Genomic DNA, 14,641 nt, shown 5'->3' with positions numbered 1-14,641 from the left:
ACGACGATCACCCGCGCCCCGGACCGCGGCGCACCCGCCGGTCACCGCCCCCCTCTCGCGGCGGCCGCCGACAAGCAGTCGATCACCTCCTTGACAGCCACAAAATGATCAAGGTAGCGTCCCGGACGTTCCGTCATTGCTGAAGGCTACAAGTTCGGGCGGGGCGTACCGGGGGGTGCTTCAGCTTGGGATATCCCTTTTCGCGCCGCCATTAATGGCGCCGGTTTTGCGCGCGCATTCTGGGGGATTCCGTTGACCGATTTCGCGGCACTGACCCGCCTGCCGTTCGACAGGCGCATCGAAGAATTCTTCGCGTATCTGGGCGGCCGGCGCGAGGTCGAGGCGGTCGGCGAGAGCCGGGAGCCGGGCGTCTGGGAGGTCTTCCGCCACGACGAGGCGGTGCAGGTCCTGGGCGACTTCCGGACCTTCTCCAGCGACATGAACCACTTCATCCCCGAGGAGCAGCGCCAGCTGGCGCGCGCGGCCCGGGGCAACTTCGTCGGGATCGACCCGCCGGACCACACCCAGCTGCGCGCCATCGTCAGCCAGGCCTTCTCGCCGCGGGTCACCGCGGCGCTGGAGCCCCGTATCGCGCTGATCGCCGAGCGGCTCCTGGACGCCGTCGTCGAGGAGCGCGGCCCCGCGGCCCCCCTCGACCTGGTCGGCGAGTTCGCCGGACCGCTGAGCGCGATCGTCATCGCGGAGCTGTTCGGCATCCCCGAGGACGACCACCCGATGATCTCGGAGTGGGCCAGGGCCCTGCTGGGTTCGCGCCCCGCGGGAGAGCTGAGCGTCGCCGACGAGGCCGCCATGCGGAACGTGGCCGACCTCGTGCGGCGGGCGAGCGAGTACCTGGTGCACCACATCCGCGAGCGGCGCGCCCGGCCCCAGGACGACCTCACCAGCAGGCTCGCGACGGCCGAGGTCGACGGCCAGACCCTGGACGACGAGGAGATCGTCGGCGTCATCGGCATGTTCCTGATCGCCGGATATCTGCCCGCATCCGTATTGACCGCGAATACCGTGATGGCGCTCGACGAGCACCCCGCCGCGCTGGCCGAAGTACGCCGGGATCCGGAACTCCTGCCCGGGGCGATTGAGGAAGTACTGCGCTGGCGGCCGCCGCTGGTCCGCGACCAGCGCCTCACCACATGCGATGCGGAACTGGGCGGACGCACCATCCCCGCCGGTTCCATGGTCTGCGTGTGGCTGGCCTCGGCGCATCGCGACCCCCTGCGTTTCGAAAATCCCGACACATTCGACATCCGCCGTAATTCCGGACGTCACCTTGCGTTCGGAAAGGGAATCCACTACTGCCTGGGCGCACCACTGGCCAGGCTGGAAACCCGTATCGCCATGGAAACGCTGCTGCGCCGCTCCGCGCGCGTGGAAATCGCCCGGGACAGTTCCGTGGAGTTCCATGAGTCGATTGGCGTGCTGGGCCCCGTGCGGCTGCCCGCCACCCTTTTCACCCGCCGCTGAACCAGCGAACCGCCCGGCTGAGCAAGCAGCGCATCGCACGCATCGCGACGAGGATTTGAAGAATGCCGCTCGAGCAGAGCAATAGCGCCCGTCCCGCCTACGTCATCTACACCTCCGGGTCCACCGGGGCGCCCAAGGGAACCGTCGTCACCGGCGAGAACCTCGTCAACCTGCTCTCGGACTTCCGGGACCGGCTCTCCTTCGGGCCCGGGGACGGACTGCTGGCGGTGACGACGTTCGGCTTCGACATCGCCAACCTCGAGCTGCTCCTGCCGCTCGTCAGCGGTGGGCGGCTCGTGCTCGCGCCGAAGGAGGCGAGCGGGGACCCGTACGCCCTGGGCAAGCTCATCTCCGCCTCGGGCGCCACCGTGATGCAGGCGACCCCCGCGCTGTGGCAGAGCCTGCTGGCCGCCGGGCACCCCGAGGACGCCGGACAGCTCAGGGTCCTGGTCGGCGGCGAGGCGCTGCCCGAGCCGCTCTCGCGCGCGCTGCGGGCGTCCGCGCGGGAGGTCACCAACGTCTACGGGCCGACCGAGACGACGATCTGGTCCACCGCGGCGCCCCTGGGCGAGGAGGACACCGGACGGCCGCCCATCGGCCTGCCGCTCGCCAACACCCGTGCGTACGTACTCGACAGCGGCCTGCGGCCGGTGCCCGACGGCGTGGCGGGCGAGCTCTACCTCTCCGGTTCCGGCGTCGCCCGCGGCTACCTGAACCGGCCCGGGCTCACCGCCCAGCGCTTCGTGGCCGACCCCTACGGCCCGGCGGGCGCCCGGATGTACCGCACCGGCGACCTCGTGCGCCGCCGCCCCGACGGACAGCTGGAATTCCTCGACCGGGTCGACCACCAGGTCAAGATCCGCGGCTTCCGCATCGAACTCGGCGAGATCGAGGGCGCCTTGAACGGGCACCCGTCCGTCCACCGAGCCGCCGTCGTGGTGCACGAGGACCCGGCCGGCGAGAAGCGGCTGGTCACCTACGTGGTGCCCGGCCCGGACGCCGCCGATCCGGCCGTGCTCCGCGCCCACCTCGCCGAACGGCTCCCCTCGTACATGATGCCGGCCGCGATCGTCGGGCTGGACGCGCTGCCCCTGACCCCCAACGGCAAGCTCGACCGCAGGGCCCTGCCCGCCCCCGACTTCGCCGCCACGACCACCGGCCGCGGGCCGCGCACGCCGCAGGAGGAGATCCTCTGCGGCCTGTTCGCCGAGGTGCTCGGGGTGCCCACCGTCGGCGTCGACGACAACTTCTTCGACACCGGCGGCCATTCACTGCTGGCCACCCGTCTGACCAACGGCATCCGCTCCCGGCTCGGGGTCGAGCTTCCGGTGCGCACCGTCTTCGAGGCGCCCACCGTGCAGGAGCTCGCGGCCCGCCTCGCCGGCGGCGACCGGGCCCGCCCGGCCCTCGCCCCCGCCGACCGGCCCGCCGAACTCCCCCTCTCCCACGGCCAGCGGCGCCTGTGGTTCCTCAACCGGATGGAGGACGGCGGGGCCGCCTACAACATCCAGGCGACGCTGCGGCTCACCGGCCGGCTCGACCGCGCCGCGCTCGACGCGGCCCTGGCCGACCTGACGGCCCGGCACGAATCGCTGCGCACCGTCTATCCCGAGGCCGGCGGCGAACCCCGCCAGCGGATCCTCGACACCGCCACCGCCCGCCCCACGCTGACCGTCACGCCCACGACCGAGGACAAGCTCCCCGAAGCCCTCGCGGCCGCCTCGGCGCTCGGCTTCGACCTCACCACCGAACTCCCCCTGCGGGCCCACCTCTTCCCGCTCGGCCCGGACGAGCACGTCCTGCTGCTGGTCCTGCACCACATCGCCGGCGACGGCTGGTCCATGGCACCGCTCGCCCGTGACCTGGGGACCGCCTACGCGGCCCGGCTCGGCGGAGCGGACCCCGACTGGGCGCCGCTGCCCGTCCAGTACGCGGACTACACGCTGTGGCAGCGTGAGGTGCTGGGCGACGAGGACGACCCGGACAGCGCCCTGAGCGCCCAGACCGACTTCTGGCGCCGCACGCTGCGCGCTCTGCCCGAGCAGCTGGCCCTGCCCACCGACCGGCCGCGGCCGCGCAAGCTCAGCTTCCGCGGCGACACCGTGGACATCGAGCTCGACGCCGCGCTGCACGCACGCCTCCTCGACCTCGCCCAGCGCCACAACGTCAGCCTGTTCATGGTGCTCCAGGCCGCCGTGGCCACCTTGTGCACCCGGCTGGGCGCGGGCACCGACATCCCCGTCGGAAGCCCCATCTCGGGCCGCACGGACGCCGCGCTCGACGAGCAGGTCGGCTTCTTCGTCAACACCCTCGTGCTGCGCACCGACACCTCCGGCGACCCGCGCTTCAGCGACCTGCTGCGGCGGGTCCGCGAGACCGCCCTCGCGGCCTACAGCCACCAGGACGTGCCCTTCGAGCGGCTGGTGGAGCTGCTCAACCCGGTGCGCTCGCTCTCCCAGCACCCCCTGTTCCAGGTCTTCCTCGCGCTGCAGAACAACGCCGAGGCCCAGCTGACGCTCCCCGGCCTGAGCGTGGCGGTGGAGCCGGACGCGCTGCGGCCCGCCAAGTTCGACCTGGCGTTCAACATCACGGAGACCTTCGGCGCCGGGCACACCCCGGGCGGGGTCACCGGCGTCCTGGAGTTCAGCACCGACCTCTTCGACCGGGACACCGCCGAGGCAATGGCGGAACGATTCACCCGGCTGCTGGCCTCCGTCGCCCGCGACCCCCGCCAGCACCTCGGCGCCATCGACGTCCTGGCCGCCGAGGAGCGCGAGCGGCTGCTGGGCACCTGGAGCGAGCAGGGCCGCCCCACCACCACCGTGCACCGGCGGCTCGCCGAGGTCACCGCCGCCGGACCCGACGCCCCCGCCGTCCGCGCGGGCGACCGCGAACTGACCCGCCGCGAGCTGGACGAGCGCGCCAACCGGCTGGCCCACCGCCTCATCGGGCTCGGCGTCGGCCCGGAGACCCGGGTCGCCGTGTTCCTGGAGCGCTCGCCGGAGCTGGCGGTGGCCGTCCTCGCCGTGCTCAAGGCCGGCGGCGCCTACGTACCGCTGCACGAGGCGTTCCCCGCCGAGCGGCTCGAGTGGGTCATGGCCGACACCCGGTCGAGCGTGCTGCTCACCGACCGGGCCATGCTCGCGCGCGGCTTCGAGCACGACGCGACGGTGGTCGTCCTCGACGACGACCCCGCCCTGGCCCACGAGCCCTCCCACGACCCGGCGGTACCGGTCCACCCGGACCAGCTCGCCTACATCATGTACACCTCCGGCTCCACGGGCACCCCCAAGGGCGTGGCCGTCGCGCACCGCGAGCTCCTCGCGCTGGCCTGCGACCCGTGCTGGGACACCGGACACCACGAGCGCGTCCTGCTGCACGCGCCGTACGCCTTCGACATCTCCGACTACGAGCTGTGGGTGACCCTCCTGGCCGGCGGGCTGGTCGTGCTCGCCCCGCCCGGCCGCCTGGACACCGCCGCGCTCACCCGCCTGATCCGACAGGAGGAGATCACCGCGGTGCACTTCACCGCGGGCCTCTTCCGGGTGCTCGCCGAGGACGCGCCCGGCGCCCTCGCGGGCGTGCGGGAAGTCCTCACCGGCGGCGACGTCGTCTCGCCGGTCGCGGTGCAGCGCGTCCTCGAACACGCCCCCGGCGCGGTCGTCCGGCAGCTGTACGGGCCCACCGAGGCCACCCTCTGCGCGACCCAGCACGAGGTGCGCGCCCCCTACACCGCCGGCGCGGCCGTGCCCATCGGGCGCCCGCTCGCCGACACCCGGATCTACATCCTGGACGCGCACCTGCGGCCCGTTCCCCAGGGCGTGACGGGAGAGGTCTACCTCGCCGGCGCCGGCCTCGCCCGCGGCTACCTCAACCTCCCCGGCCGCACCGCCGAACAGTTCGTCGCCGACCCCTTCGGCCCGCCCGGGGCCCGGATGTACCGCACCGGCGACCTGGCACGGTGGAACGCCGACTGGCAGCTGGAGTTCGCCGGACGCGCCGACCACCAGGTCAAGATCCGCGGCTTCCGCATCGAGCCGGGCGAGATCGCCGCGGCCGTCGCCAAGCACCCGGACGTCCGCGAGGCCGAGGTGCTCGCCCGCCCCGACCACCGGGGCGAGACGCAGCTCGTCGGCTATGTGGTCGCCGACTGGCAGCGGCTGACCGACCGCCTCGAGACGGGCACCCGCGAGCAGGTCACCGAGTGGCGGCAGATCTACGACGGCATGTACGGCCGCACCTCCGACGCCGGGTTCGGCGAGGACTTCTCCGGCTGGGACAGCAGCTACGACGGCGAACCGCTCCCCCTGGAGCAGATGCACGAGTGGCGCGAGTCCATCGTGGAGCGCGTCCGTGCGCTGCGCCCCCGCCGCGTCCTGGAGATCGGCGTCGGCAGCGGGCTCATCCTGAGCCGGCTCGCCGGGGACTGCGAGTCCTACTGGGCGACCGACTTCTCCGCCGAGGCCATCGCCTCGCTCCGCGACGAGCTCGGCCGCCACCCCGCGCTCGACGACCGCGTCGAACTGCGCGTCCAGGCCGCCGACGATTTCGACGGGCTCCCCCAGGGCCACTTCGACACCGTCGTGATCAACTCGGTCACCCAGTACTTCCCGCACGCCGGATATCTGGAGTCCGTGCTGGCCAAGGCCGTCGACCTGGTCGTCCCCGGCGGCGCGGTGTTCGTCGGCGACGTACGCAACCTCACGCTCCTGCGCGGCTTCCACACGGCGGTCGCCCTCGCGCGCACGCCGGACCCCGAGAGCGCGGACGCGCTGCGCCGGGACGTCGACCGGCGTGTGCTGAAGGAGAAGGAACTCCTCGTCGCCCCCGCCTTCTTCCACCGCCTGCGCGCCGGCAACCCCCACGTGGGCGGCGTGGACGTCCGGGTCAAGAGCGGCCGGCACCACAACGAGCTCAGCCGGTACCGCTACGACGTCGTCCTGCACCGCAAGCGGCCCGAGGACCTGGTCACCTTCGCCGCGGGACCCGTGTGGAGCTGGGCCGACGACGTCGCGGGCCTGCCCGCGCTGCGGGCCCGACTCGACCGCGACCGGCCGGAGAGCGTCCGGGTGACGGGCGTGCCGAACGCCCGCACCGCCGCCGAGGCGGCGGCCGCCCGGTCCCTGGTGGCGGGCGAGGACCTCGCCCGCGTGCGGGAGGCGTACGACAGTGCCCGCGGAGTGGACCCCGAGGACCTCGTCGCGCTGGGCACGGAACTCGGCTACCGGACCGTACTGACCTGGACCGAGGGCGACGCCGACGGCCGGCTGGACGCACTGTTCGTGGCCGCCTCGGCCGCCTCCGCGTCCGACCCCCTGTCCACGCACGCCGCCGGTGACGACGAGAAGACGTACGCGGGCGGCCTCACCAACGACCCGGTCGCCTTCCGCGAGTCCGGGCAGTTGAACGCCTCCCTGCGCGACCACCTGCGCGAGTGGCTGCCCGACTACATGATCCCCGCCGCGTTCGTGGTGCTCGACTCCCTGCCCGTCACCGAGAACGGCAAGCTCGACCGCGCCCTGCTGCCGATGCCGGACCTGATCGGTGAGGTACGCGGCGGCGCCCCCCGCACCCTGCGGGAGGAGACCCTCTGCGGCCTGTTCGCCGAAGTGCTGGGGGTGCCCGGCGTCGGGATCGACGACGGCTTCTTCGAGCTGGGCGGCCATTCGCTGCTGGCGATCCGCCTGGTCAACGCCGTTCGCGCCGCCCTGGGCGTCGAGCTGACCGTGCGAGCGGTCTTCGAGGCGCCGACCGTCGCGGAGCTGGCCCAGCGCCTGGGCGACGCCGGCCACGGCCGGCCCCCGCTGGTCCCGGTGGACCGGCCGGACGTGGTGCCACTGTCGTACGCCCAGCGACGCCTGTGGTTCCTCAACCGCCTCGGGGAACCGAGCGGCGCCTACAACATCCCCGTGGCGCTGCGCCTCTCCGGCGCACTGGACCGACGGGCCCTGACCGCCGCGCTGCGGGACGTGGTGGCCCGGCACGAGAGCCTGCGCACCACGTTCCCCGAGGCCGGGGACGAGCCGAGCCAGCTCGTGCACGACCCGTCCGCCGCCACGGTCGGCCTCGACGTGGTTGAGGTCGACGAGAAGGACGCCCACCACGCCCTGGCCGAGGCATGCCGGCGCGGCTTCGACCTCACCGCCGAACCACCCCTGCGCGCCACCCTGTTCGCGACCGCACCGGACGAGCACATCCTCCTGGTCGTGCTGCACCACATCGCGGGCGACGGCTGGTCCATGGCACCGCTCGCGGGCGACGTCGCCACGGCCTACGCCGCCCGCGCCGCGCACCGCGCACCGGACTTCGCACCGCTGGCCGTCCAGTACCCCGACTACGCCCTGTGGCAGCGCGAGGTGCTCGGCGACGAACAGGACCCGGACAGCCGGATCTCCGGACAGTTGGCCCACTGGCGCGAGGCCCTCGCCGGGCTGCCCGAGGAGCTGGCCCTGCTCACGGACCGGCCCCGGCCGGCGGAATTCAGCTACCGCGGCGGAGCGGTGCCCTTCGAGATCGCTCCCGCCCTCCACGACCGCCTCTCCCGCCTGGCGCGGGAGCACGGCGCGAGCCTGTTCATGGTGCTGCAGGCCGGCCTCGCCGCCCTGCTGACCAAGCTCGGCGCCGGTACGGACATCCCCATCGGCACCCCGATCGCCGGCCGGGACGACAAGGCCCTCGACGACCTCGTCGGCTTCTTCGTCAACACCCTGGTGCTGCGCACCGACACCTCCGGGAACCCGGACTTCGCCGGGCTCGTCGGCCGCGTGACCGAAGCGGACCTGGCGGCCTACGCCAACCCCGACGTGCCCTTCGAGCGGCTGGTCGAGGTGCTCAACCCGGCCCGTTCCCTGGGCCGGCACCCCCTCTTCCAGGTCATGCTCGCGCTGCGGAACACCGCGGAGCCCGAACTGCGCCTGCCCGGGCTGCGGGTGAGCGTGCCCGACCTCGAGTCCACCTCGGTGAAGTTCGACCTCGACTTCCAGCTGGGCGAGCGCTTCGACGAGCGCGGCGCCCCGGCCGGCATCGCCGGGCAGGTCGCCTACAGCGCCGACCTCTTCGACCGGGACACGGTCGCCCTGATGACGCGCAGGCTCGTCCGCCTGCTGGAAGCCGTCGCCGCCGACCCGCACCTGCCCCTCGGCGCCGTCGACGTCCTCTCGCCGGACGAGCGGCAGCGGATCGTCGAGGTGTGGGGCGGCACGGCCGACCCGGAGCCCGTCGTGGACGTGGTGACGGCGTTCGAGGCGCAGGCCGCGCGCTCACCGATGGCCACGGCGGTGGTCTGTGGCGACGTCACACTGTCCTTCGCGGAGCTGAACGGCCGGGCCGACAGGCTCGCGCGGCTCCTGCGGGCGCGCGGAGTGCGCCCCGGCGATCTGGTGGCCGTGGCGGTGCCGCGGTCCGCCGAGATGGTCGTGGCCGTATGGGCGGTGCTGAAGGCCGGCGCGGGCTACGTGCCGGTCGACCCGGGATACCCGGCGGACCGCATCGCGTTCATGCTGGCCGACGCCGCCCCGGGCCTGGTGCTGACGGAGCGGTCGGTCGCCGACCGCCTGCCCGCCGACGGGACGCCGGCCCTCGTCCTGGACGACCCGCGCACCGCCGCCGAGCTCGCGGAACTGCCCGACGCGCCGCTCGCCCCCCACGGGCCGGCCACGGCCGCCTCCCCCGCCTACGTGATCTACACGTCGGGGTCGACGGGGAAGCCGAAGGGCGTGGTGGTCTCCCGCCGGTCCATGTCGGTGTTCCTGTCCTGGGCGGTGGAGCGCTTCGGCGAACGGGACCTGGCGAGGGTCCCGGCGTCGACGTCGTTGTCCTTCGACGTGTCGGTGTTCGAGATCTTCGCGCCCCTGCTGGCCGGTGGCCGCATCGAGGTGGTGACCGACCTGCTGGCACTGGCCGAACGGCCGTGGTCGGGAACGCTGATCAGCGGTGTGCCCTCGGTCTTCTCGGCCCTGCTGGACGCCGGCACGCCCCTGGACTGCGACCAGATCGTGCTCGCGGGCGAGGCACTGCCCGAGCAGCTGGTGCGCCGGCTGCGGCACCACGCACCCGGGGTGCGGATAGCCAACCTGTACGGGCCGACCGAGTCCACCGTCTACGCCACCGGCTGGTACGAGAGCGATGCGGGCGAGGTGCTGGCTCCGCCGATCGGGCAGCCCCTGCCCGGCACCCGCGCCTACGTCCTCGACGGGCGGCTGCTCCCGGTCCCGGCCGGGGTCGCCGGCGAGCTGTACCTGGCCGGGCCCAAGGTCGCCGACGGCTACCTGCGCCGACCGGGCCTGACCGCCCGTCACTTCGTGGCCGATCCTTATGGTCCGGCGGGCTCGCGGATGTACCGCACGGGTGACCTGGCCCGCTGGGACGAGAACGGCGTGCTGCACTACCTGGGCCGCGCCGACCACCAGGTCAAGGTCCGTGGGTTCCGTATCGAGCTCGGGGAGATCGAGAGCGTTCTCTCCCGGCACCCCGCCATCACCCACGCCACCGTCACCACCCACACCACCCCTGCCGGCGACCACAAACTCGTCGCCTACGTCACCACGACAGCGGACCCCCACCCCTCCCACGAGGAACTGACCCGCCACATCACCGCCACGCTGCCCGACTACATGGCACCGGCCGCGACCGTGGTCCTGGACACCCTCCCCGTCAACGCCAACGGCAAGCTCGACAGGAAGGCCCTGCCCGCACCCGACTTCCAGGCCTCCGAGACGGCACGCGCCCCGCGCACCCCCGCGGAAGAGCTCATGTGCGCGCTCTTCGCGGACGTCCTCGGCGTGCCCTCCGTCGGCCCCGACGACAGCTTCTTCGACCACGGCGGACACAGCCTGCTGGCCACCCGGCTGGTCAACGCCGTCCGTACGGCCTTCGGCGCCGAACTGGCCCTGCGGGCCGTCTTCGAGACGCCCACGCCCGCCGGGCTCGCCGAGCGGCTCGCCGGGGCTGGTGCGGCCCGCGCACCCCTGGGCCGGGCCGAACGGCCGGAGCGGATCCCGCTCTCGTACGCCCAGCAGCGACTGTGGCTGCTGAACCGGCTGGACGGCACGGGCGCCACCTACAACGTGCCGATGGCGCTGCGGCTGACCGGAGACCTCGACCTGGACGCCCTGCGGGCCGCCCTGGCCGACGTGGTCGGCCGGCACGAGACGCTGCGCACGGTCTACCCGGAGGTCCGCGGGGTCCCCCACCAGCTGGTGCGGGAGACCGCCGGGGCCGCCCCCCGGCCGGCCCTGGTCGACACCGCCGAGGACCGGCTGCCCGGCGCGCTCGCCGAGGCGGCGGGGCGCGGCTTCGACCTGACCCGTGACCTCCCGCTGCGGGCCACCGTGTTCCGGCTCGGTCCCACCGAGCACGTGCTCCTGCTGGTGCTGCACCACATCGCGTGCGACGGCACCTCGCTCGCCCCGCTGGCCCGGGAGCTCGCGACGGCCTACCGGGCGCGGCGCTCCGGCGCGGCCCCCGACTGGCGTCCGCTGCCCGTCCAATACGCCGACTACGCCCTGTGGCAGCGCGAGGTGCTGGGCGAGGAGGACGACCCGCAGGGCCTCGGCGCCCGCCAGCTGGCCTTCTGGCGCTCGGCCCTGGCCGGGATGCCGCAGGAGCTGGCGCTGCCGGCCGACCGGCCGCGCCCTGCGGTGGCCGGCCACCGCGGCGGCACGGTGACGGCGGACCTGGACGCGCGCCTGCACCGCCGGCTGCGCGAGCTGGCCCGGGAAAGCGACGCCACCCCCTTCATGGTGCTGCAGGCGGGGCTCTCCGCCCTGCTCACCCGGCTCGGCGCGGGCACCGACATCCCCGTCGGCACCCCCGTCGCCGGACGCGACGACGAGGCGCTCGACGACCTCGTCGGCTTCTTCGTCAACACCCTGGTGCTGCGCACCGACACCTCCGGCGACCCCGCCTTCGGCGACCTCGTCCGGCGGGTGCGGCAGACCGCGCTGGCGGCCTACGCCCACCAGGACGTGCCGTTCGAGCGGCTGGTGGAGGCGCTCAACCCCGAGCGCAGCATGTCCCGGCACCCGCTGTTCCAGGTGCTGGCGACGATGCGCGACTACCGGCCGCCGCGCGCCGACCTGACCGGCCTGACCATGGCCGAGGCCGGCGTGGACCCGGGCGTCGCCAAGTTCGACCTGGAGTTCACCTTCGGCGAGGCCTTCGACGACGCCACGGAGCCCGCCGGTATCGGCATCGAGCTGCGCTACAGCGCGGACCTCTTCGACGAGGCCACCGCGACGGGGATCGTGGCCCGCCTGGCACGCCTCCTGGAGGACCTCTCCGCCGCCCCGCACAAGCCGATCAGCGCCGCGGACGTCCTGCTGCCGGACGAGCAGCGGGCCGTCGCCGACTGGAGCGGAACGGGGGCGCGCGTGCCGGAGGGCACCGTCACCGAGCTGTTCCGGAACCGGGCGGCGAGCTCCCCGGACGCCGTGGCGCTGCGCTCCGGCGCGACGACCGTGTCGTACGCGGAGCTGAACCGGCGGGCGAACCGGCTGGCGCACACGCTGATCGGCCTCGGCCTCGGGCCGGAGAGCGTGGTGGCGCTCGCGCTGCCCCGCTCGGCCGAGCAGATCACCGCCCTGCTCGGGGTGCTCAAGTCGGGCGCCGCCTACCTTCCGGTCGACCCCGGCTACCCCGCCGAGCGGATCCGGACCATGCTCGGCGACGCCCGCCCGGCCCTGGTGCTCACACTCCAGGAGATCCACGACGAGCTCGTGGGAGAACTGCCCGAGCACACGGCCGTCCTGACGGTGGACAGCCCGCAGGCCGCCGCCCGGATCGCCGCCGCGCCGTCCACCGACCCGGTGGACGCCGACCGGACCGCGCCCCTGCTGCGGGACCACCCGGCCTACCTCATCTACACCTCGGGCTCCACCGGACGCCCCAACGGCGTGCTCGTCACCCACTCCGGCACCGCCAACCTCGCGGCCCGGCAGATCGAGCGGTTCCGGGTCCGGCCGGGGGACCGCGTGCTGCAGTTCGCGTCCCCGAGCTTCGACGCGGCCTTCTCCGAGGTGTGCATGGCGCTGCTCTCCGGCGCGGAACTGGTGCTGGCCGACAAGGACGAGCTGACCCCGGGCCGGCCGCTGGCCGAGGTGCTCACCCGGCACGCGATCACCCATGTGACGCTGCCGCCCGTCGCCCTGCCGCTGCTGCCCCCGCACGCCCTGGCGTCCGTGACCACGCTGATCACGGCGGGCGACGCGCTGCCCCGGGACGCGGTGGGCCGGTGGGGAACGGGCCGCCGGCTCGTCAACGCCTACGGGCCGACCGAGGCCACCGTCTGCGCCACGATGAGCGAGCCGCTCTCCGGTGCCGACGCACCGTCGATCGGCCGGCCCCTGGACGGGGCCCGCGCCTACGTCCTGGACGACCGGCTGCGCCCCGTGCCGCCCGGCGTGACCGGCGAACTGTACGTCGGCGGGCCCGGTCTGGCCCGCGGGTACGCGGGGCGGCCGGGGCTGACCGCCGGGCGGTTCGTCGCCGACCCGCACGGCCCGGCGGGGGCCCGCATGTACCGCACGGGCGACCTCGTGCACTGGGACCGGGACGGCCGGCTGCACTTCGCCGGCCGCGCGGACCACCAACTCTCGGTGCGCGGCTTCCGCGTGGAGCCGGGCGAGATCGAGGCGGTGCTCCTCGCGCACCCGGACGTGGCACAGGCCGCCGTGACCCTCCACGACGACGGGCGCGGCGGACGGACGCTGACCGGCTACGTCGTGCCCGACGCCGGGCGCATCGTGGACGCCGGGGCGCTGCGCCGCCACGTCGCCGCGGCGCTGCCCGGTCACATGGTGCCGGCGGCCGTCGTACCGCTGGAGCGCTTCCCCCTCACGCCCAACGGCAAGCTCGACCGCAAGGCGCTGCCCGCCCCGGAGTTCGCCGCGCCGTCCGGCCGCGGGCCGCGCACTGCGCGCGAGGAACTGCTGTGCGAGCTGTTCGCGGAGGCGCTCGGCGTGCCCGAAGTCGGGATCGACGACGGCTTCTTCGCCCTGGGCGGCCACTCGCTGCTGGCGGCCGGACTCATCGGCCGGCTGCACGAGGCGCTCGGCGTCGAGATCGGGCTGCGCAGCCTGTTCGAGGCCCCGACGGTCGCCGAGCTCGCCGAACGGCTGGAGGCCGGCCCCGGCCGGGACGCGGGCACGGCCGACGAGGCGGGCGCCTTCGACGGGTTGCTGCCGCTGCGGCGCGGGAGCGGGGGGCCGGCGCTGTTCTGCGTCCCCGCGGCCGGCGGCGTGGGCTGGTCGTTCGCCGGACTCGCCCGGCACATCCCCGACCGGCACCCGCTGTACGCGCTGCAGTCACCGGGCCTGTCGGACCCGCGGGACCTTCCCGCCACGGTCGAGGAGACGGCCGCGCTGTACGTGGACCGGATCCGCGAGGTGCAGCCGGACGGCCCGTACCACCTCGTCGGCTGGTCGGTCGGCGGCCTGATCGCCCACGAGATGGCCGTGCGCCTGCGGGCCGCGGGCGCCGAGGTCGCGCTGCTGGCCGTCCTGGACGCCTACCCGCTGGCGGGCACTGTCGTGGCGCCGCCGCACCGGGCGGAGGTCGCCGAGGCGGTCCGCGGCCAGGCCGGCGGACACGACCTCGACGACGCGACGGCGGACAGGCTCGTCTCGGTCTACCTCGGCAACACCCGGGCGGCGCGCGCGTTCACCCCGGGCGTCTTCGAGGGCGACCTCGTGCACTTCGCCGCCGAACAGGACGCCACCTCGACGCTGACGCCCCGGCTGTGGCTGCCGCACGTCGGCGGACAGGTGGAACGACACCGCGTGGCCTGCGGCCACGAGGAGATGACCCGGCCCGGGCCGCTGGCCGACATCGGCCCGGTACTGGCCCGGAAGATGGCCGGCGCCCGCCTGGCGGACGACCGGGAACCGCGGGCCGACGGCTCGTGATCACGAAAGGACACGGAGAACACATGGCGACCAACCCCTTCGACGACGAGAACGGCAGCTACTTCGTGCTGCGCAACGACGAGGGACAGCACTCCCTCTGGCCGGCCTTCGCCGAGGTACCGGCCGGCTGGACGACGGTGTTCGGCAAGGACAGCCGCCAGGCGTGCCTGGACTACGTGGGCGAGCACTGGACGGACATGCGCCCCACCAGCCTGGTCACGGCGATGGACGCCGGCGCGGCGTAGCGCACGCGCACC

3 protein-coding genes are annotated in these 14,641 nt (G+C 74.1%); all 3 read left to right on the top strand.

Annotated features, from left to right (window positions below):
* Positions 1-252: 252 nt before the first annotated feature.
* Entirely contained in the window at positions 253-1,482 is a 1,230-nt protein-coding gene (locus ACIGXW_RS24470; protein WP_399575008.1) for a cytochrome P450, read from the top strand.
* A 62-nt stretch (positions 1,483-1,544) separates the two neighbouring features.
* Entirely contained in the window at positions 1,545-14,384 is a 12,840-nt protein-coding gene (locus ACIGXW_RS24465; RefSeq protein ID WP_399575007.1) for an amino acid adenylation domain-containing protein, read from the top strand.
* Between the two features lie 23 nt (positions 14,385-14,407).
* Entirely contained in the window at positions 14,408-14,629 is a 222-nt protein-coding gene (locus tag ACIGXW_RS24460; RefSeq protein WP_071963885.1) for an MbtH family protein, read from the top strand.
* The last annotated feature ends 12 nt before the right edge of the window (positions 14,630-14,641 follow it).

Source organism: Streptomyces sp. NPDC053079, assembly GCF_044546695.1.
In the GTDB taxonomy this organism is placed as follows: domain Bacteria; phylum Actinomycetota; class Actinomycetes; order Streptomycetales; family Streptomycetaceae; genus Streptomyces.
This window is presented reverse-complemented; position numbering and strand designations above follow the sequence as displayed.

Coding starts and splice junctions, on each gene's coding strand:
- ACIGXW_RS24465 (WP_399575007.1), top strand. CDS start 1,545: ATGCCGCTCGAGCAGAGCAATAGCGCCCGTCCCGCCTACGTCATCTAC.
- ACIGXW_RS24460 (WP_071963885.1), top strand. CDS start 14,408: ATGGCGACCAACCCCTTCGACGACGAGAACGGCAGCTACTTCGTGCTG.